The 20,597-nt window shown below is 40.2% G+C and carries 18 protein-coding genes and 2 pseudogenes; 16 read left to right on the plus strand and 4 right to left on the minus strand.

Annotated features, from left to right (window positions below; translation table 11 throughout):
- Positions 1 to 5: 5 nt before the first annotated feature.
- The 15 genes and pseudogenes from DDE80_RS01030 to DDE80_RS01100 all read left to right on the plus strand — a co-directional run.
- A pseudogene (locus tag DDE80_RS01030) lies at positions 6 to 2,915 on the plus strand (PolC-type DNA polymerase III); the annotation flags it as partial.
- An 883-nt stretch (positions 2,916 to 3,798) separates the two neighbouring features.
- Complete coding sequence (locus tag DDE80_RS01035; RefSeq protein ID WP_235612236.1) at positions 3,799 to 4,134, plus strand: HNH endonuclease signature motif containing protein; 336 nt, start codon at positions 3,799 to 3,801, stop codon at positions 4,132 to 4,134.
- Positions 4,135 to 4,242: 108 nt separating this feature from the next.
- Positions 4,243 to 5,646, plus strand: a pseudogene (locus DDE80_RS01040) (PolC-type DNA polymerase III); the annotation flags it as partial.
- 192 nt (positions 5,647 to 5,838) lie between these two features.
- Complete coding sequence (rimP, locus tag DDE80_RS01045; protein ID WP_108305833.1) at positions 5,839 to 6,315, plus strand: ribosome maturation factor RimP; 477 nt, start codon at positions 5,839 to 5,841, stop codon at positions 6,313 to 6,315.
- Between the two features lie 24 nt (positions 6,316 to 6,339).
- Positions 6,340 to 7,452, plus strand: a complete 1,113-nt coding sequence (nusA, locus tag DDE80_RS01050) for a transcription termination factor NusA (RefSeq protein WP_108305834.1) — start codon at positions 6,340 to 6,342, stop codon at positions 7,450 to 7,452.
- Positions 7,453 to 7,478: 26 nt separating this feature from the next.
- Positions 7,479 to 7,763 (plus strand): RNase P modulator RnpM, encoded by a 285-nt coding sequence (gene rnpM / locus DDE80_RS01055; protein ID WP_427901784.1) that lies wholly within the window; start codon positions 7,479 to 7,481, stop codon positions 7,761 to 7,763.
- On the plus strand, positions 7,760 to 8,068 hold the full coding sequence (locus tag DDE80_RS01060; protein WP_108305836.1) for a YlxQ family RNA-binding protein: 309 nt from the start codon (positions 7,760 to 7,762) through the stop codon (positions 8,066 to 8,068). The genes rnpM and DDE80_RS01060 overlap by 4 nt, the downstream gene beginning before the upstream one ends.
- Positions 8,069 to 8,082: 14 nt before the next feature.
- Positions 8,083 to 10,386: a translation initiation factor IF-2 gene (gene infB / locus DDE80_RS01065; protein WP_108305837.1), complete on the plus strand. Its 2,304-nt coding sequence runs from the start codon at positions 8,083 to 8,085 to the stop codon at positions 10,384 to 10,386.
- Entirely contained in the window at positions 10,386 to 10,664 is a 279-nt protein-coding gene (locus tag DDE80_RS01070; protein ID WP_108305838.1) for a DUF503 domain-containing protein, read from the plus strand. Before infB ends, DDE80_RS01070 begins: the two co-directional genes overlap by 1 nt.
- 15 nt (positions 10,665 to 10,679) lie before the next feature.
- Positions 10,680 to 11,024 carry a 30S ribosome-binding factor RbfA gene (rbfA, locus tag DDE80_RS01075; protein ID WP_108305839.1) on the plus strand — a complete coding sequence of 115 codons (345 nt, stop codon included), beginning with the start codon at positions 10,680 to 10,682 and terminating at the stop codon, positions 11,022 to 11,024.
- A 47-nt stretch (positions 11,025 to 11,071) separates the two neighbouring features.
- Positions 11,072 to 11,986 carry a tRNA pseudouridine(55) synthase TruB gene (gene truB, locus DDE80_RS01080; RefSeq protein ID WP_108305840.1) on the plus strand — a complete coding sequence of 305 codons (915 nt, stop codon included), beginning with the start codon at positions 11,072 to 11,074 and terminating at the stop codon, positions 11,984 to 11,986.
- 14 nt (positions 11,987 to 12,000) lie between these two features.
- The gene (locus DDE80_RS01085; RefSeq protein ID WP_108305841.1) at positions 12,001 to 12,939 is read left to right on the plus strand and encodes a bifunctional riboflavin kinase/FAD synthetase; all 939 of its coding nucleotides are present in this window, start codon (positions 12,001 to 12,003) and stop codon (positions 12,937 to 12,939) included.
- 135 nt (positions 12,940 to 13,074) lie between these two features.
- Positions 13,075 to 13,344, plus strand: a complete 270-nt coding sequence (gene rpsO / locus DDE80_RS01090; RefSeq protein ID WP_036141513.1) for a 30S ribosomal protein S15 — start codon at positions 13,075 to 13,077, stop codon at positions 13,342 to 13,344.
- 134 nt (positions 13,345 to 13,478) lie between these two features.
- Complete coding sequence (pnp, locus tag DDE80_RS01095) at positions 13,479 to 15,590, plus strand: polyribonucleotide nucleotidyltransferase (RefSeq protein ID WP_108305842.1); 2,112 nt, start codon at positions 13,479 to 13,481, stop codon at positions 15,588 to 15,590.
- A gap of 61 nt (positions 15,591 to 15,651) precedes the next feature.
- Positions 15,652 to 16,869 (plus strand): M16 family metallopeptidase, encoded by a 1,218-nt coding sequence (locus tag DDE80_RS01100; RefSeq protein WP_108305843.1) that lies wholly within the window; start codon positions 15,652 to 15,654, stop codon positions 16,867 to 16,869.
- Positions 16,870 to 16,918: 49 nt separating this feature from the next.
- On the opposite strand, the gene DDE80_RS01105 is transcribed toward DDE80_RS01100, so the two are convergent.
- From DDE80_RS01105 to DDE80_RS01120, 4 genes are read right to left on the minus strand one after another with little or no spacing between them, the layout of a single operon-like run.
- Positions 16,919 to 17,494 carry a hypothetical protein gene (locus tag DDE80_RS01105; protein ID WP_108305844.1) on the minus strand — a complete coding sequence of 192 codons (576 nt, stop codon included), beginning with the start codon at positions 17,492 to 17,494 and terminating at the stop codon, positions 16,919 to 16,921.
- Positions 17,495 to 17,498: 4 nt separating this feature from the next.
- The gene (locus DDE80_RS01110) at positions 17,499 to 18,116 is read right to left on the minus strand and encodes an ABC-2 transporter permease (RefSeq protein WP_108305845.1); all 618 of its coding nucleotides are present in this window, start codon (positions 18,114 to 18,116) and stop codon (positions 17,499 to 17,501) included.
- Entirely contained in the window at positions 18,113 to 18,958 is an 846-nt protein-coding gene (locus tag DDE80_RS01115) for an ABC transporter ATP-binding protein (RefSeq protein ID WP_108305846.1), read from the minus strand. The genes DDE80_RS01110 and DDE80_RS01115 overlap by 4 nt, the downstream gene beginning before the upstream one ends.
- Positions 18,955 to 19,335 (minus strand): GntR family transcriptional regulator, encoded by a 381-nt coding sequence (locus DDE80_RS01120; RefSeq protein ID WP_108305847.1) that lies wholly within the window; start codon positions 19,333 to 19,335, stop codon positions 18,955 to 18,957. The genes DDE80_RS01115 and DDE80_RS01120 overlap by 4 nt, the downstream gene beginning before the upstream one ends.
- Positions 19,336 to 19,559: 224 nt before the next feature.
- Between DDE80_RS01120 and DDE80_RS01125 the strand changes: the two genes are divergently transcribed.
- On the plus strand, positions 19,560 to 20,597 hold the full coding sequence (locus DDE80_RS01125) for an aspartate-semialdehyde dehydrogenase (protein ID WP_108305848.1): 1,038 nt from the start codon (positions 19,560 to 19,562) through the stop codon (positions 20,595 to 20,597).

Raw genomic sequence — 20,597 nt, forward strand, 5'->3', positions numbered from 1 at the left:
AACGAATGGAACAAGATGCAAAGCAGCGGTTGCTCGTATTATTGCAACAGCTTAAATTAACAGATGATAGCTACCTCCCTTTTTTTGAAGAGGGGGAATTAACGCGTCTAACAATTCATAAAGGCCAGCGTTTATGGCGCTTCGCTATTACTGTCCCTAACATTTTACCGTATTCAGTTTATGAATTAATACAGCTACGTATGCATGAGACATTTTCGCATATTGCCAATATCCACGTAACATTTGAAGCGCGCAATCAAGCGTATACGACCGAATTAATTCATCAGTATTGGCAAACGGTTGTCGCGAATACAGCAGGCATTACATCGTTTTTACAAGAACGATTAGTGATGCATTTACCAAAGGTAGAAGGTAATAAATTAATGATCACCTGTCGTGAAGAGGCAGAATGTGTGATGTTGCAAAAAAAATATGAGCCTCTGCTTAATGATTCGTTTGCGATGTGTGGCTTCCCGCGTATGAAAATTGATTTTATGGTAAGCGATGATACGACAGATATCGAAGCATTAGAACAAGAGCGTCTTGCATTAGAGCAAGAACGTCAAGCGTTAGAGGAAGAGGCATCAGCTCGCATTGCCAAGCATTTAGATGAGCGTAAGCAACATAGCGAAGAAGAGACGTTTACAGGACCGATCCAAATCGGACGCCCTATTAAAGACGAGCCAACACCAATGGACTTAATTATAGAAGATGAAAAGTGGGTGACGATTGAAGGAGCCGTATTTGATATTGAGTTAAGGGAGTTGCGTTCAGGTAAAAAGATTTTACAAATGAAGATGACCGACTACACCAATTCATTTTTAGTGAAGAAGTTCACGAACGGCGCAGAAGAAGATGCGATGCTTGCTAGCATTAAAAAAGGCATGTGGGTAAAAGTAGCAGGTCCTGCTATTACGGATGATTATTCACATGAGCTTGTCATTATGGCAAGGGCTATTATGGAAGTAGCACATGAGCCGCGCCAAGATACGGCACCACATAAACGTGTAGAATTGCATTTACACACGCAAATGAGTCAGATGGATGCTGTAACACCTGTAGGCGATTTAGTAGCACAAGCAGCCAAGTGGGGGCATAATGCGATAGCTGTTACCGATCACGCCGTCGTGCAAGCTTTTCCTGATGCATATGCGGCCGGAAAGAAAAATGGGATTAAAGTGATTTATGGTTTAGAAGCTAACTTAGTCGATGATGGTGTACAAATCGTATATAACGAAACTCACCGTCTCGTAGAAGAAGATACGTATGTTGTGTTTGACGTAGAGACGACAGGGTTATCTTCAACGTATGACACAATTATTGAATTGGCTGCGATTAAAATAAAAGATGGTGAAGAAATCGGGCGTTTTGAGCGTTTTTGTAATCCGCACCATCCTTTAAGCGCCATTACAACCGAGCTAACAGGTATTACGGATGCGATGGTACAAAATGCGCCAGAAGTTGAAGATGTGATTCGCGAGTTTCACACTTTTATCGGCGATGCTGTAACCGTTGCCCATAATGCGTCATTTGATATGGGCTTTTTATATGCGGCCTATCGCAAATATGATATCGCTACAACGAAGCACCCTACGATTGATACGTTAGAGCTGTCACGCATGTTGTACCCAACGTTAAAGAGCCACCGTTTGAATACGCTATGTAAACGATTTAATATCGAACTTACGCAACATCACCGTGCGATTTATGACACGGAAGCAACCGTACAATTGTTTTTACATTTAATCAATGATGCTATGAAAGAAAAGGAGATTCGCTACTTAGATGATTTTAATGAGCATATCGTCAGTAGTGAAGCATACAAACGTGCACGCCCTAGTCACTGTACTATTTTGGCGCAAAATGAAGTAGGGCTAAAAAACTTATTTAAACTCGTTTCTATTGCGCATACAGAAACATTTTACCGAGTGCCACGCTTGCGTCGCTCAACGATTGAGAAATTTCGCGAAGGGCTAATTATCGGCTCGGGCTGTGATAAAGGCGAAGTTTTTGAAGCTGCTATGCAACGCTCTTTAGAAGAAGCGGAAGATGCAGCGAAATTTTATGACTATTTAGAAGTACATCCGCCGGCAGTATATTCACAATTAATTGATGGTGGTATCGTGCACAGTTACGATAACTTGCATGATATTATTCGTAAAATTGTACGCATCGGTAAAAAGCTTGATAAACCTGTTGTCGCAACAGGTAACGTACATTATTTAAATGAAGAGGATGCGAAGTACCGACAAATTTTAGTTGGCTCACAAGGTGGCGCAAATCCGCTTAATCGTCAAAAATTGCCGCAAGTTCATTTCCGTACAACGAACGAGATGCTAGAAGCATTTGACTTTTTAACGCCAACAGACGCTGAAGCAATTGTAGTGACGAATACGCAAAAAATTGCGGATAGCATTGAAGAAGTGAAGCCTATTAAGGATGACTTATATACGCCTAAAATTGAAGGGTCCGACGAGGAAGTAACTAAACTTACGTATGAGATGGCAAGAGCGATTTACGGCGAAATATTACCCGATATTGTAACGGCTCGTATTGAGAAAGAACTTAAATCCATTTTAGGTCACGGCTTTGGTGTAATTTATTTAATTTCAGCAAAGCTTGTAAAAAAATCGTTAGCGGATGGCTATTTAGTAGGGTCACGTGGTTCTGTTGGCTCGTCACTTGTGGCGACCTTTATGGAAATTACCGAAGTTAACCCGCTACCACCGCATTATATTTGTCCAAACTGTCAACACTCTTACTTCTTTACAGATGGTAGCGTAAGCTCAGGATATGATTTACCGAATAAAGACTGTGAGAAGTGTGGTACACCTTACAAAAAAGATGGGCAGGATATTCCATTCGAAACATTCCTTGGCTTTAAAGGGGACAAGGTACCAGATATTGATTTGAGTGCGACACGTTGCTAGTTGAAAAGACTAGCCACCATTATTGGTAGAACTGCTATTTCGAAGTGTGGAATGACGGAGTAACGCCCCGAAACACACTCGCTGAAGCTACGACATGCAAGCGGATGACTGCAAAACAAAAACTTGTATGAAGCTCGTTAAAGTAGGCTGAAGTTCACCCAAACAGTACGGCTGTGGAAAAGGAGACATCCTGTGAATGATAGGTCTGGCGTCTATAAACTTCCTATGGTTAGAATCAGTAGAATGACTGGGACGAACCCTCGATTGACTTTTCGTGAATGTCACGTAGTAGAAATGCTACGGGGTCCAAATTAGGGCTTCTAGGTGTGGATGAGTAAGCGTTTGGTTATGAAAATCCATCTTGTGTTACAGGCACACGCAAGCCTAGCGGAATTTAGAGGGAGCCTAAGGGAAGATGTACAGATAGAAATAGTGGAACGTGTGAAACCGCCGAACGTAAGAGACAGTTGCATGTCAATGATGACGGTGTAAGGAAAGGCTTCTAGCTATAACTTACTTTATCGGGGTGGCAGTAGTGCCGTAGTACTGTTGAAGAAATGCCTGTGATGACTGAATAATCAATAGGTCGGAGGATAAAACATTTCAGAGGGAAGGGCACAAGTCGTTAGTGTTGAAATTAAACCTACAAAAAGTCAGATTCTAGTATGACTAAAGAGAACGAAAGCTCAAGGGAGTGATTAGTTGGCTGACTTAATGATTCAAAAGCAATGGATTGTTAGTCTATCCTATTGAGGCAGTTCGACACGATATACGGAGACAACGCAAACCAGAATTTACGATTTACAACGAGGATGACAGAAAAGCGGTCCATAAAGATTTAAAACAAGTGTCCATAAGAGAAATAGAAATGTTTCGTAAGGGAATTTACAAATCAAAAAGTGTTCTGTATGAAAACAACCGATTGAGTAAATATGTAGCACAAAAAGGCTGCTGTGGCATTACGAGTGAACGGTTAACTCCTCATCAAGCTTTAAGTCATCATATAAAACCAACAGCACAAGGTGGTACAGATGAATACGATAACTTGATAATTATCAATAGAAAGTATCATATGCTCATTCACAACTCAGACCCTTTAAGAAATAAAGAGTATCAAAAGATAGTAAGTAAATTCGAAGTAAAAGCAATTAATAAAGTAAACAGGCTAAGAACGGAAGTAGGAAATCCAAAACTTAGTCTATAAATTCAACAAAACTAACGATGGAGCGCCGTATGACACTGAAAGGGTCACGTACGGTGTGGGACGGGGGAAAAGCTGGTGATAACTTCAAAAGCTTACCTATCGTCATACTTTTCAGGGGAGTATCAACCAGAGGCACATAACTATACAAAGGTGCTATTTGGTGAGGATTATGTATTCCGAGCGGGGACGATTGGTACGGTTGCCGAAAAAACAGCATACGGCTATGTTAAAGGGTATGCGAGTGATCATAATTTACAGTACCGTGCAGCAGAGGTTGATCGTTTAGTACAAGGTTGTACAGGTGTTAAGCGAACAACAGGCCAACACCCAGGCGGTATTATTGTTGTACCTGATTATATGGATATTTATGATTTCTCGCCTGTGCAATTCCCGGCAGATGCGCAAGATTCTGAATGGAAGACAACGCATTTTGACTTCCACTCTATCCATGACAATATTTTAAAGCTTGATATACTTGGGCATGATGACCCGACGGTTATTCGTATGTTACAGGATTTATCAGGTATTGATCCAAAGACCATTCCGACAGATGATCCTGAAGTAATGCGTATTTTTAGTTCCCCAGAAAGTTTAGGGGTAACGGAAGAACAAATTAACTGTAAGACGGGGACACTTGGCATACCAGAGTTTGGTACGCGTTTTGTACGCCAAATGCTTGAAAGTACTAAGCCGTCAACCTTCTCAGAGCTCGTGCAAATTTCGGGGCTATCTCATGGTACAGACGTATGGCTTGGTAATGCACAAACATTAATTGAGGAAGGTACTTGTGTATTAAGCGAAGTAATTGGTTGTCGTGATGATATTATGGTGTATTTAATTTATCAAGGTTTAGAGCCATCACTGGCCTTTAACATTATGGAGTTTGTACGTAAAGGTCGTGGTTTAACACCTGAATTTGAAGAGGAAATGAAAAAGAATAAAGTACCTGCTTGGTATATTGAATCATGTAAAAAGATTAAGTATATGTTCCCTAAGGCTCATGCCGCTGCCTATGTATTAATGGCGGTACGTATCGCATGGTTTAAAGTACATTTCCCGATACTTTATTACGCTGCCTATTTTACAGTGCGTGCAGCTGATTTTGATTTACTCGCTATGGTTCAAGGCCCACAGATGATTCGTGCTAAAATTGATGAAATCGAAAGTAAAGGTCTTGAAGCTTCTACTAAAGAAAAGAACTTATTAACAGTATTAGAGCTAGCACTTGAAATGTGCGAGCGAGGCATGCGTTTCCAAACGGTTGACCTTTATCGCTCTGAGGCAAGTGAATTTATTATTGAAGGCAACACGCTAATTCCGCCATTTGATGCGATTCCTGGTCTCGGTACGAACGTAGCTAAAATGATTGTAGAAGCACGTAAGGACGGCGAGTTTTTATCGAAAGAAGATTTGCAACAACGCGGTCGCGTGTCTAAAACGATCATTGAATATTTAGACCAGCTAGGTAGCTTGGGGGATATGCCAGATTCTAACCAGCTATCATTGTTCTAATGAAATAGCGCCAAGCAACAGAAAGAATAATGCAAAAGAAATAGTAATGATAGGCGCTAATTTGCAATGAGTAGTGAATTATGGTAATGTAAAGGTAATAATTTGTTGATACATTCGCAGCGAAAGAGTGGGGCAATCCCGCTCTTTTGTGTTGTTATGTCCATTATTAAGAATTTGTCAGGAGGGTGACCCATGAGTCAAATCGCAACAATTATAACAGAGCTAGCGCAGCCAATTACAGACGAGTTAAACCTAGAGCTAGTCGATGTTGAGTTCGTCAAAGAAGGAAGTATTTATTTTCTACGCGTATATGTAGATACTCCTGAAGGCGGTATCGATATTGACCAATGTGCGCTCGTAAGTGAACGTTTAAGTGTCGTACTTGATGAAAAAGATCCAATTGAACCGAATTATTATTTAGAGGTATCTTCACCAGGAGCAGAACGCCCCTTAAAAAAACCAAGTGATTTTGAAAATGCTATTGGCAAATACATTTATGTAAAAACATATGAAAAAATTAAAGATATGAAAGAGTTTTACGGATACTTAACAGCGTATGAAGATGGCGTATTAACGCTTAATGTATTAATTAAAACACGCAAATTAACTGTAACGATTGAATCCGAACAAATCGCCCTTGCTCGCCTTGCAATCGACTTTTCGGCATAAGTATATTTAGGAGTGGAAAATAACATGAGTAGTGAATTAATGAAGGCGTTAAAAGCAGTTGTAGACGAAAAAGGAATCTCTGAAGAAGTATTAATGGAAGCGTTAGAAGCAGCTTTAATTACAGCTTATAAACGCAATTTTAATCAAGCGCAAAATGTACGTGTTGATTTTGCGGATGGTTTAGCACGCGTCTTTTCACGCAAGGAAGTTGTAGAAGAAGTATTTGATCCTCGCCTTGAAATTTCTTTAGAAGATGCCCAATTATTAAATGCAGCCTATCAATTAGAAGATATCGTAGAGCAAGAAGTAACGCCTGATGAGTTTGGTCGTGTAGCAGCACAAACAGCTAAGCAAGTCGTAACGCAACGTGTGCGTGAAGCAGAGCGTGGTTTGATTTATGAAGAGTATATTGACCGCGAAGATGATATTGCTACAGGTGTGGTAGCGCGTATGGATGCACGTAACATCTATGTAGAAATTGATAAAGTTGAAGCGGCCTTACCACAAAATGAACAAATGCAAGGCGAAACATACACACCACATGAGCGTGTAAAAGTATATATTACTAAAGTAGAGCGTACGACGCGCGGTCCACAAATTATCGTGTCACGTACGCATCCTGGTTTACTGCGCCGTTTATTTGAACAAGAAGTGCCGGAGATTTATGATGGTATTGTAGAAATTAAATCTATCGCACGTGAAGCCGGCGACCGTTCAAAAATTTCTGTATTTGCTCATGATGATGAAATCGATCCAGTTGGTTCATGTGTAGGTGCGAAAGGTGCACGCGTACAGGCGATTGTCAATGAATTGAATGGTGAAAAAATCGACATCGTAGAATGGTCAGAAGACCCAGTAGTGTTTGTAGCAAACGCTCTTAGTCCTTCACAAGTATTAGACGTACAAGTAAATGAAGAAGAAAAATCAACTACAGTCGTTGTACCTGATTACCAGTTATCATTAGCGATTGGTAAACGTGGTCAAAATGCGCGTTTAGCAGCTAAGTTAACAGGGTGGAAAATTGATATTAAGAGTGAGACAGATGCGCGCGAATTAGGTATTTTCCCATCTGAAACATCACTTGAACAAGCACCAACAACAGAAGATGTAGATGTCGATTTATACGGCGAAGAATAAGTAAATCTACTACCATGAAGGGGGTGATGCTGGTGTCAAAACAACGAAAAGTACCACTGCGCAAATGTGTAGTTACAGGTGAGATGTTACCTAAAAAAGAAATGGTACGTATCGTTCGTTCTAAAGAAGGCGAAGTAAGTGTTGATGCAACAGGTAAAAAGCCAGGGCGTGGCGCTTATATTCGTAAAACAGAAGAAGCGGTACAATTAGCCAAACAAAAAAATACATTGGGGCATCAGCTAGGTAGTAAAATTCCAGATGAAATTTACGATGAAGTCGTATTGCTTATCCGTAGGGAGTCCCTTTTATGAATAAACAAGCCATTTTAAATTTTTTAGGGCTAGCTGCGCGAGCACGTAAAATCATCTCAGGTGAAGAGCTTGTCGTAAAAGAGGTACGTTCTTCTTCTGCAGCACTCGTTTTAATTGCAGAAGATGCCTCAGCGAATACGATGAAAAAAATTACAGATAAATGTAAGTATTACAATGTTGAGTACTATGTTTTTGGCGACCGCTATGAATTAGGGCACGCCACAGGCAAAGAAGCACGTGTAGCATTAGCTATTACAGATAAGGGCTTTGCTAAAAAATTATCGAGTCTACTCAACGAAAAATAATCGGGGGTGAGCAGATGACCAAGATCAGAGTTCATGAATATGCGAAGCAAGTAAATAAATCGAGTAAAGATATTATTGAACAGCTAACAAAATTAAATGAAAATGTTTCGAATCATATGTCAACACTTGAAAAAGAGGTAGTTAATAAGTTGGATAAAGTATTTAAAAAATCAGATTCATCACAGCGCTCGGGTAAACCGGCAACAAATAATCAAGGCGGTCAAAGCCGTTCAAACAAACCAGCAGGTCAAGGCGGCGGTCAAAGCCGTTCGAATAACAAACCAGCAGGTCAAGGCGGTGGACAAAACCGTCCAAATAACAAACCAGCAGCTCAAGGTCAAGGCGGTGGACAAAACCGTCCAAATAACAAACCAGCAGCTCAAGGTCAAGGCACAACAAACAATCGACAAGGTCAAGGTGGCGGTCAAAACCGTCCGAATAATGGCCCAGGTGGTAACCGTCGCGGTGGCTATAACCAGCGTCCACGTCCAGGTATCCATGGTGGTAAACGTCGTCCGCCACGCCAACCAGTAGCACCACAACCACCAAAAGAATTACCAGAAAAAATTACTTTTTATGAGTCACTTTCTGTAGCAGAATTAGCGAAGAAAATTTACCGCGAGCCATCAGAAATCATCAAAAAGTTATTCGGTTTAGGTGTAATGGCAACGATTAACCAAGAGCTTGACAAAGATGCAATTGAGTTAATTTGTGCAGACTACGGCGTTGAAGTCGAAGAAGAAATTCGCATTGACCGTACGGATTTAGAAACGTATTTTGAAGAAGAAAACCAAGAAATCAATGAAGAGGACTATGTAGAGCGTCCGCCAGTTGTAACCATCATGGGTCACGTTGACCACGGTAAAACAACACTTCTTGACTCAATTCGTCAAACAAAAGTTACTGCAGGTGAAGCAGGCGGTATTACACAACATATCGGTGCTTATCAAGTAACAGAAGGCGATAAAAAAATCACATTCCTCGATACACCTGGTCACGCAGCTTTCACAACAATGCGTGCACGTGGTGCGAAGGTAACGGACTTAACAATTTTAGTTGTAGCAGCAGATGATGGCGTTATGCCACAAACGGTTGAAGCAATTAACCATGCTAAAGCAGCAGAGGTGCCAATTATCGTTGCCGTTAACAAAATGGATAAACCAACAGCAAACCCAGACCGTGTGATGCAAGAGTTAACAGAGCATGGTTTAGTGTCAGAAGCTTGGGGCGGGGATACAATTTTCGTACCAATTTCAGCATTAAAAGGTGAGGGTATTGATACATTATTAGAAATGGTATTATTAGTAGCTGAAGTAGGCGAGCTAAAAGCAAACCCGAAACGTTTAGCACTAGGTACTGTAATTGAAGCTCAACTTGATAAAGGTCGAGGTTCAGTAGCTACTTTACTCGTACAAGATGGAACATTAGAAGTAGGTTCGCCTCTAGTTGTAGGTAATGCTTATGGACGTGTACGTGCTATGGTTAATGACTTAGGCCGTCGTGTTAAAACAGCAGGTCCATCAACACCAGTAGAAATTACTGGTTTAAACGAAGTGCCACAAGCAGGCGATCGTTTCGTAGTATTCGAAGACGAAAAAACGGCTCGTGCTGTAGGTGAGTCACGTGCAACAACGGCTATTCAAGAACAACGTTCAGAAAAGCAACGCATAACGCTAGATAATTTATTTGAGCAAATGAGCCAAGGCGAAGTAAAAGAGCTTAACTTAATCGTTAAAGCTGACGTACAAGGTACGGTAGAAGCAATGGCTGCATCACTAATGAAAATCGATGTAGAAGGTGTTAACGTTCGTATTATTCATACGGGCGCCGGCGCAATTACAGAGTCAGATATTTCATTAGCAGCGGCATCAAACGCTATCGTAATCGGCTTTAACGTTCGTCCGGACGTCAATGCGAAACGTGCTGCAGCTGAAGAAGGCGTTGATATTCGTCAACACCGTGTTATTTATAAAGTAATCGAAGAGATTGAATCAGCGATGAAAGGATTACTAGATCCAGAATTTGAGGAAAAAGTAATCGGACAAGCAGAAGTTCGTCAAACCATTAAAGTGTCTAAAGTTGGTACAATTGCAGGTTCGTATGTAACAGAAGGTAAAATTACACGAGAAAGCGGCGTGCGTGTCATCCGTGATAATGTTGTAATTTACGAAGGCCAGCTAGATACATTAAAACGCTTTAAAGATGATGCTAAAGAAGTAGCTAAAGGCTATGAATGTGGTATCACAATTGAAAACTACAATGATATTAAAGAGGGCGACGTGATTGAAGCCTTCATTATGGAAGAAATTAAACGCTAATGATGGTCTATGCAGAATGTGAGTATTTTATTCCTACTGCACAGTCATTGAAAGATAAGCGCGCTATATTACAACGTATGCTTACACGTACGAAACAAAAGTTCAATGTCTCTATAGCTGAAATTGACCATCAAGATACTTGGCAACGTACACGCTTAGCAATTGTGACGGTTGCTTCGGCACGTGAAGCTGCAGACCGTGAAATGATGCGAGCGCTACAATACCTAGCCTCTAATCCTTCATGGGAAGAGTTAAACGTATGGCGTGACTATGTATAGTCAAGAGGTGAGAGTATGACATTACGTTCAAATCGTGTAGCCGAACAAATGAAAAAAGAGCTTGGGGATTTAATTACACGCAAAATTAAAGATCCACGCGTCGGTTTTGTAACGGTAACAGATGTAGAAGTAACAGGCGATTTACAGCAAGCAACTGTTTATATCACCTCATTAGGTAATGAGCGTGAACGTAAAGAAACATTAGAGGCGCTTGTACGTGCATCGGGCTTTATTCGTTCAGAAATTGGTAAACGAATCCGATTACGTCGCACGCCTGAAATTTTCTTTGAGTTTGACAGTTCAGTGGAGTATGGTAATCGTATTGATACATTACTACGTCAATTACATGAAGATAATTAATGCGAAGGGTCTGCAACTGCAGACCCTTTTTTTGAGGAGGAAATGAGATGAATGGTATTTTACCGCTATGGAAAGAACGTGGCATGACTTCTCATGATTGCGTTTTTAAATTGCGTAAAATTTTAGGTACTAAAAAAGTGGGACATACCGGTACACTTGACCCTGCTGTAGAAGGCGTATTGCCGATTTGTGTCGGTACAGCGACACGTATTGCAGAATATATTACAGACAGTGGTAAAACTTACGAGGCTATAATTGCGATTGGTACAGCAACGACCACTGAAGATGCAGAAGGCGAAGTAGTGGCAGAAGATAGCAGTTATAAAACCATTACACGTGAAGCATTACTTGCAGTGCTAGCACAATTAACGGGAGATATTGAACAAACACCACCGATGTTTTCGGCAGTTAAGGTGAATGGTAAGCGTTTGTATGAGTATGCACGTAAAGGTATTGAAGTAGAGCGCCCGACACGCATTGTGAGTATCCATGAGCTAACCTTATTAGACGAAGCTGTGAGTTATGAAGGTGAGGTTGTTACTTTCCCGTTACGTATAAGCTGTGGCAAGGGGACATATATCCGTACACTCGCTGTACAAATTGGCGAAAAATTAGGCTACCCTGCACATATGCAGTCGCTCGTACGTACTTGCTCAGGTACGTTTACGAAAGAGCAGTGCTTTACGTTAGGTGACTTACAACAATTAAAAGAACAAGCCCAATTACAAACAGCGTTACTTCCTGTAGAATGGGCATTGACGGACTATCCATTTATCGAAATGACAGACGAGGAACAACGCGCTAAAATTTTAAATGGACAAGTGCTACCAAAACACGCATTATTAAATAAACATGATAAAATTGTATTTGGAGTAGACGGGTTGGCACGTGCCATTTATTATGCTCATCCAACAAAAGAGGGTTTAATGAAGCCAGACAAAATGTTTCCCGTTGAAGTTTAGGAGGCTTTTAGTTTATGAAGGTAGTACATTTAAAATATCCATATCAATTGCTAACGCAATCACAAGAAGCCTATTCATTAGCACTCGGCTTTTTTGACGGCGTGCATCTTGGGCATCAAGCAGTAATAAAACAAGCGGTCGCAAAAGCGCAGGAAAAAAATCTGACGCCAGCAGTTATGACATTTGACCCGCATCCATCGATTGTGCTCGGTGGACGTAGTGAAGATGTATTTTATATTACATTGTTACCTGAAAAGCTACGTTTATTAGAGGCGCTCGGAGTTGAAACGGTATTTATCGTGCAATTTACTTCGGATTTTGCGAAATTAACACCACAGCAATTCATTCAAACGTTTATTCGTGATATGAATGTGCGTCACGTAACAGCAGGTTTTGATTTTACCTTTGGTTGTAAAGGAGAAGGTACGATGACGCAAATGGCTGATTTAGCGCATAATGATTATGCTGTAAGTGTGGTCGATAAACATACAGTAGCTGAAGATAAAGTAAGTTCGACGCGCATTCGTCGTACACTTGAACAAGGCGATATGGAAGCAGCGCATACATTGTTAGGGCGTGCCTTTAGTGTAGACGGTATCGTCATTCAAGGCGATAAGCGCGGACGCCAAATTGGTTTCCCGACAGCCAATGTACAAACAGCAGAAGGCTCATTTATTCCTGCAACGGGTGTGTATGCTGTGCGTATCTTCGTACAAGAAGTGTGGTATGACGGTGTATGTAATGTAGGTTATGTGCCAACATTTAAAGATAATAATAAAAACTTAACTGTGGAAGTGCATATTTTAGATTTTGATAAAAATATTTATGGTGAAGAAGTGCAGGTTGCATGGTATAAACGTATTCGTAGCGAACAAAAATTTGATGGTATCGCATCACTTAAAGCGCAAATTGAGCGCGATAAGCAAGCGACTATCGCCTATTTTGCAAAGTAAGGTTTCTGCTTGCTGTCCCGTATAATATATGGTAGTATTCATAAGTGCACATAGTGCTTAACCTTAGCTCGGTATTACGAATCTCCAACGGATACTGTGCTAGTGGGGATATTTTACATTAGGAGGCTATTAACAATGGCAATTACACAAGAACGTAAAAACGAAATCATCGCTGAGTTCCGTACTCACGAAAGCGACACTGGTTCACCAGAAGTACAAGTAGCTGTATTAACAGCAGAAATCAACGCATTAAGCGGACACTTACGTACACATAAAAAAGACTTCCACTCTGAGCGTGGTCTTTTCAAAATGGTAGGTCGTCGTCGTCACTTACTACGTTACCTACGTGAAAATGACGTTCAACGTTACCGTGAACTAATCAATCGTTTAGGTTTACGTCGCTAATCGACGAACTGAAAAAAGCGGGAGTAATCCCGCTTTTTCTTTATGGTTTGAAGTATATTTCAGCATAGATGCTTGAATTTTGATAAACTATACATATCTGTAAAAGGTGTGCAGTAAAGAAAGGGGTTCATTGAATGAACGAGAAAAAAGTCTATTCTTACGAATGGGCTGGTCGTCCACTAACTATTGAAGTTGGACAACTAGCGAAGCAAGCGAATGGCGCTGTATTAGTACGTTACGGCGAAACAGCGGTATTAGCAACGGCTACGATGTCAAAATCACCGAAGCCACTAGATTTCTTCCCATTAACAGTAAACTACGAAGAGCGTTTATACGCAGCAGGTAAAATTCCAGGAGGTTTCATTAAGCGTGAAGGTCGTCCTTCAGAACATGCGGTATTAACAAGCCGTTTAATCGACCGTCCAATTCGCCCGATGTTCCCAGATGGTTTCCGTAATGAAGTACAAGTGATTTCTATCGTAATGTCAAACGATCCTGACTGCCCAGCTGACGTAGCAGCAATGCTAGGTTCATCATTAGCGCTTGGTGTGTCTGATATTCCGTTTGAAGCACCAATCGCAGGTGTACAAGTAGGTTATATTAATGACGAGTTTATTATTAATCCGACAACTGAGCAAATTGACGAAAGTACAATTGCTTTAACAGTTGCTGGTAATAAAGATGCAATTAATATGGTTGAAGCAGGCGCGCTTGAAGTACCTGAAGAAACGATGTTAGAAGCTATTATGTTTGGTCATAGTGAAATTCAAAAATTAATCGCGCTTCAAGAAGAAATCATTGCTGAAGTAGGCAAAGAAAAAATCGAAGTAACATTATTCGAGCTTGATGAAGCATTAACAGCACGCATTAAAGAAATGTGCGAGACGGATATGAATGATGCCATTCAAACCGTAGATAAACAAGAGCGTGAACAAAATATTAGCGCAGTCAAAACACGTGTAGTGGAAGCGTTTGAAGCAGAAGAAGCCGACGACGCTACAATGAAACATGTGCATGGCATTTTAGATATGATGGTAAAAGACGAAGTACGTCGCTTAATTACCGAAGATAAAATTCGTCCAGATGGTCGTAGATTAGATGAAATCCGTCCGCTAGCGTCTGAAACGACATTACTAGACCGTACGCACGGTTCAGCATTGTTTACACGTGGTCAAACGCAGGCGTTATCAATTTGTACATTAGGCGCACTAGGCGACGTACAAATTATTGACGGCTTAGGCGTAGAAGAATCAAAACGCTTTATGCACCATTACAACTTCCCACAATTCTCTGTAGGTGAAACAGGTCCGATGCGTGGTCCAGGTCGCCGTGAAATCGGTCACGGTGCGCTAGGTGAACGTGCATTAGTAGCAGTAGTGCCAGATGAAGAAGTTTTCCCGTATACGATTCGCTGTGTATCTGAAGTATTAGAATCAAACGGTTCTTCTTCACAAGCGTCAATTTGTGCGTCAACATTAGCAATGATGGATGCAGGTGTACCACTTAAAGCGCCAGTAGCGGGTATCGCAATGGGGCTTGTAAAACAAGCAGATAATTATTCTATTTTAACAGACATCCAAGGTATGGAAGACCACCTTGGTGATATGGACTTTAAAGTGGCAGGTACAGCTAAAGGTATTACAGCACTGCAAATGGATATTAAAATTGATGGCTTATCACGTAATATTTTAGAAGAAGCGTTAGCTCAAGCTAAAATTGGTCGTATGCATATTTTAGAATCAATGCTTGCAACATTACCTGAGCCACGTGAGAAATTATCAAAATACGCACCGAAAATTATTATTGTTAAAATCAATCCTGATAAAATCCGTGATGTAATTGGACCAGGTGGTAAACAAATTAATAAAATTATCGAAGAAACGGGCGTAAAAATCGATACAGAACAAGATGGTACGATTTATATCGCTTCAGCAGATGAAGAAATGAACGCACGTGCTAAAGAAATTATCGAAAATATCGTGCGTGAAGCTAAAGTAGGCGAGTACTACTTAGCAACAGTTAAACGCATTGAAAAATTCGGCGCATTCTGCGAAATCTTCCCAGGTAAAGATGGGTTACTTCACATTTCTGAAATTCAAGAAGAACGTACGAAAGAAGTAGAAGATGTCTTAAAACTTGGTGATGAGATTATGGTTAAAGTAATCGAAATCGATCGTCAAGGTCGTGTAAACTTATCACGCAAAGTTGTGCTAAAAGAAGAAAAAGAACGAGCAGAACAAAAGTAATTAAACAAGAGGTGTTAGGTCCCGTGCCTAGCGCCTTTTTTATGATGAAAGAAGGATGAGCTTGGTTAACGTATATACATGTAAGAACGGTGTGCGTATTGTAGAAGAACGTATGATGAACACAAGAGCTGTAGCTATCGGCATTTGGGTGCGTGCGGGCTCTCGCTATGAAACACCAGCTGAAAATGGGATTACACACTTTATTGAGCATATGTTATTCAAGGGGACAACAACCCGAAGTGCTAAAGCTATTGCAGAAACGTTTGACATTATTGGCGGTGGTTTAAATGCGTTTACAGCGCGTGATAATACGTGTTATCATGCGACAGTTTTAGATGAACATGCGCAGTTAGCAATCGAAGTTTTAGCGGATATGTTTTTTAATTCCACCTTTGATTCCGAAGCAATTGAGCGTGAAAAACAAGTCATTTATGAAGAAATTGCGATGGATGAAGACACACCAGACGAATTTATGGCAGATCATTTTTGGCGAGCCTTATTTCCAAATCAAGCACTAGGTGCACCTATTTTAGGTACAAAGGAAACGCTGGCTACATTTAATCAGCAAATGATTAAAGCCTATATGGCAGCGCACTATTTACCAGAAAACATCGTTATTTCGATTGCAGGTAATAGTAATGCTGAGTTAATTGCATTAATTGAACAAAAATTTGGTGTATTTGAAGCTACAGCAACACTAGCAAAAAGTACACCACCTGTAATGGCAACGACAAATATTACGCTAACAAAGGAGGTAGAGCAGGCTCAATTGATGATTGCTTATCCTTCGTTAACACGTTCAGCAAAAAATAGTGCTTGTCTTACGGTAGTAGATACGATTATTGGCGGTATTACTTCTTCTCGCTTATTTCAAAAGGTACGAGAAGAGCGAGGGTTAGCTTATACGATATACTCTTATCCGACAACCTATTATGATACGGGTGTATGGACGGTATATTGTGCAACGCAGCCGCATCAGCTTGAACAAGTGCAGCAAGTTATTGAGCAAGTACTAGCAGATATTGCGACACATGGCGTAACGGATGAAGAAGTGACGAGAGCTAAAATGCATTTACAAGGGAGCTTTGTATTAAATCTTGAAAGTGCGGAGGCTCATATGCAACGCAACGGTGAAATCTTTTTAAATCATCTAACGCATTATGATGTAGATGAGGTTTTACTGCGCTTGAAACGGATTACAACAGCTGAAATTAATGAAGTAGCACAAGCGATGCTACAACATACACCATCGATTGCAAGGATGATAAAAGAAGCTTAAAACGACTTTAACGAAAAGAGCAATGGCTGTGTAAATGCCATTGCTCTTTTTATGCTGAATATTGATATTCGTTATAATAAATTTGCTGATTTGCTTTGTGGTAAAAGTAAATGAATTTGACTAAACTACCTAGCAAGAGCGCAATGCTTAACTTCATACTAATAAGCAAGATGAGAGAGTAAGCAATTACTTGTAGTGAAAAGGCAAAAATATCTAAAGTAGTTACCTTTTTAAATGTTGCGTGATAATAGGCCAGACTACTGCGTGCAAAAAGTATGATACTAAAAATCGCCAACAGTTCGTAACGATACGCAACAATATGTGTGATACCAATTATCCAAACAAAAGGAAGCGTGAAAATAATTGTATAAATTAGCTCCTTTATAAAAGCAGTACGTACAATACTTAATTTACTTATAGGCATGGCTTGATAGTAAAAAAAATGTTGAGACCAACCACCAGCATACGTGAGAGCAAGTATAATAACCCATGTAATAAAGCGATCTAGTTCAAAGGGTTGCGATGAAAAATTAGCAAGGCGAGGTATGGCTAACCATAATACTAAAATAATGAGTAGATAGCGAAAGCGCTGGTGATAAAATTCTTCGTATAACAATGCACGCATAACGTCAACTCCTTTTACTGTAATACAAAGAAAATAGTAGTGATATACCATAAATAAGACTGACACCTATAGCACCAATAGATAGGTAAGGCAGCAGGATAGTAGTAATTTGTTCAGCTGTCATATCCCATTTTATGCTTAGTACACCTGCTAGTAATAACGGCACAATAAACAGTATGAAAAATATAACTTGACTTAAGGACGCTTTCGTAAATAAATAAAGAGGTATGATAATACTAAGTATAAAAAATGTTGCGTACCAACTTAAAAGAATGCTTACTAGTAATAATTCTAGACTTTGTCCGGCAAGCCATCTAACAAGTAAAAGGATAGGTAGTAAGATAAGTGTAGCGCCGCTAGCTGCCATAACACTACCAACGTATTTGCTTAAAATATACGGTTTTGCACCAAGTGTGGCATAGACCAGCTCATGATAGCCACAAGCTACATCTTCTTGCAAAATAGCGACAATTTGTATCGTGACAAAGCCAATAAACAAACTTAACGTAAAAATACCTTGTTGGATAAACAGGCTCCATAGAGTAAATAGTGGTATTGCTATGAGCACTGCCTTTTTTTGTGCTTGAAAAAAGAGGAGGTCGCGATAAAAAATAGCTTTCATTTGTCACCTCTTGCATAAAACAACATAATATCTTCAATAGTAGGTGTCTGTAACGCAAATGCTGTATTTACCTGCTCACGCAACACTAATGCTTCCACACCGATGGAAGTTTTACGAGAGCTAATTACAGCTTCCTCTGGTATAGCTAAAAATTCTTCTTCACTACCACTAAAACGCCCATGCTTGTAAAATAAATCATCCTTTGTTGTGGTAAAACGTATGCGTCCTTTATGGATAAAAGTAATCATATCTGCAATTTTATCTAAATCCGTTGTAATATGACTCGAAAATAAAATAGAACGTGTGGCATCTTCGTCCATAAACTGTACAAGTAAATCAAGTATTTCATCGCGCATGATAGGGTCAAGCCCACTTGTCGGTTCATCTAAAATTAATAATTTAGGATGTGATGCAAGAGCGAGTGCAATCGCTAACTTCATACGCATACCACGTGAAAATTTGCTGACCTTTTGTTGGGTGGGTAAATGTAATTGTTTTACTAGCGTGAAAAAATAAGGCTCATCCCAATTGGTATACGTTAATTTATAAAATTGATTGGCATGCCTAGTTGTAAAGTTTGGTGGCAAGTGAAGATCATCAAATACTACGCCAATCCGTTGTTTCAGTGCCGCTTCATTTATATTATGAGGCTCCCCAAATAGTTTGATTTCACCGTGATTAAGGTGATAAAGATTTAACAGGCATTTAATAAGGGAAGTTTTGCCCGCTCCGTTTTCACCGATGAGCCCCATAATAACGCCTTCAGGCAGTGCTAAGTCAACATAGCTAAGTGTGAAGGTATCAAATAAGCGTGTCACTTTATTGCATGCGATTACATTCATGTTGCATCCTCCTCATAAAGCTCGTTAATTAAAGCCATCACATCTTCTTTTGTCATAGCGGTTAGTTTTGCTAAATCAATAGCAGTGAGTAGGTGTTCCTCCATTTGTCGTAAATGCTCCTCCCTAATAAATGTCGTATTACGTGCTGCGACAAAGCTGCCTTTACCAGCAAAAGTTTCGATAAAACCATCACGCTCTAAATCGGCATAAGCACGTTTCGTTGTCATCACGCTAATTTTTAAATCTTTAGCGAGCATACGGATAGAAGGCAGTGCGTCGCCTGGTTTTAGTTCGTTAGCTAAAATAGCTTGTTTAATTTGAATGGTCACTTGTTCATAAATAGGGCGACCGTCTTTATTTGAAAGTTGAATGTTCAACTGTGCATCACTCCTAAAACTGTATATTCTCAGTATATACAGTTAGAAAACAGTTGTCAATTTTATTTTGTTCTTTCTAAAAATACAGCTGTACGCTATAAAAAGAATAATTTAGCGCGCTATTGCAACAAATTTTCAAACAATTCAATAATAACAGCCCGTAAAGCGAGTAAATATGTTACAATAACTCTCATTATGTACTACAGTTTTGAGGAGAGATAATTATGACAAAGCAAGTAGCAGTAGCGATTGTAGGCGCTACAGGAGCAGTTGGCTCAACAATTATGGAGCGTTTAGTATCACGCAATTTCCCAGTAAAATCGATTAAATTTTTAGCGTCAGCGCGTTCAGCGGGTAAACCAATTGAGTTTAATGACGAAACACATACGATTGAAGAAGCAAAACCTGAAGCGTTTGAAGGCGTAGATGTAGCATTCTTTAGTGCAGGTGGCTCAGTATCTGAAGCATTAGCAGAAGAAGCGGCAAAGCGCGGAGCCGTAGTGATTGATAATACGAGCCATTTCCGTATGGCGCCGAATGTACCATTAGTAGTGCCAGAGGTAAACCGTGGTGCATTAAAAGAGCATAATGGTATTATTGCCAACCCAAACTGTTCAACAATTCAAATGGTGGCGGCATTACAGCCACTGCGCGCAGCTTACGGTCTGACATCTGTAATTGTGTCAACGTATCAAGCGGTGTCTGGCTCAGGTATTGCAGCAATTAACGAGCTTAAACAGCAAAGTAGTGAGTGGGAGAAAGGCAAGGATGTTGAGGCAAGCGTATTACCTGTAAAAGGTGATAAAAAGCATTTCCCAATCGCGCGCAACGTTATTCCGCAAATTGATGTGTTTGAAGAAAACGGCTTTACTAAAGAGGAAATGAAAATGATTAATGAAACGAAAAAGATTATGAGCATGCCTGATTTACATGTGGCAGCAACTTGCGTGCGTGTACCTGTTGTGACGGGTCACTCAGAGTCGGTTTATATCGAGCTTGAGCAAGAAGCAACAAAAGAGCAGGTGTTTGAAGCACTACGCACAGCACCAGGCTTAGTACTACAGGATGATATTACAGCGCAAGGTTATCCAATGCCAATCTTTGCAGAAGGCGAGGACCCTGTGTATGTTGGTCGTATCCGTCAAGACTTGTCCAACAAACGTGGTTGGCATTTATGGATTGTGGCAGATAACTTACTTAAAGGTGCTGCGCTTAACTCAATCCAAATTGCCGAGGCAATGCTTGAAGATAATTTACTATAA

This window comes from Metalysinibacillus jejuensis, from assembly GCF_003057615.1.
In the GTDB taxonomy this organism is placed as follows: domain Bacteria; phylum Bacillota; class Bacilli; order Bacillales_A; family Planococcaceae; genus Metalysinibacillus; species Metalysinibacillus jejuensis.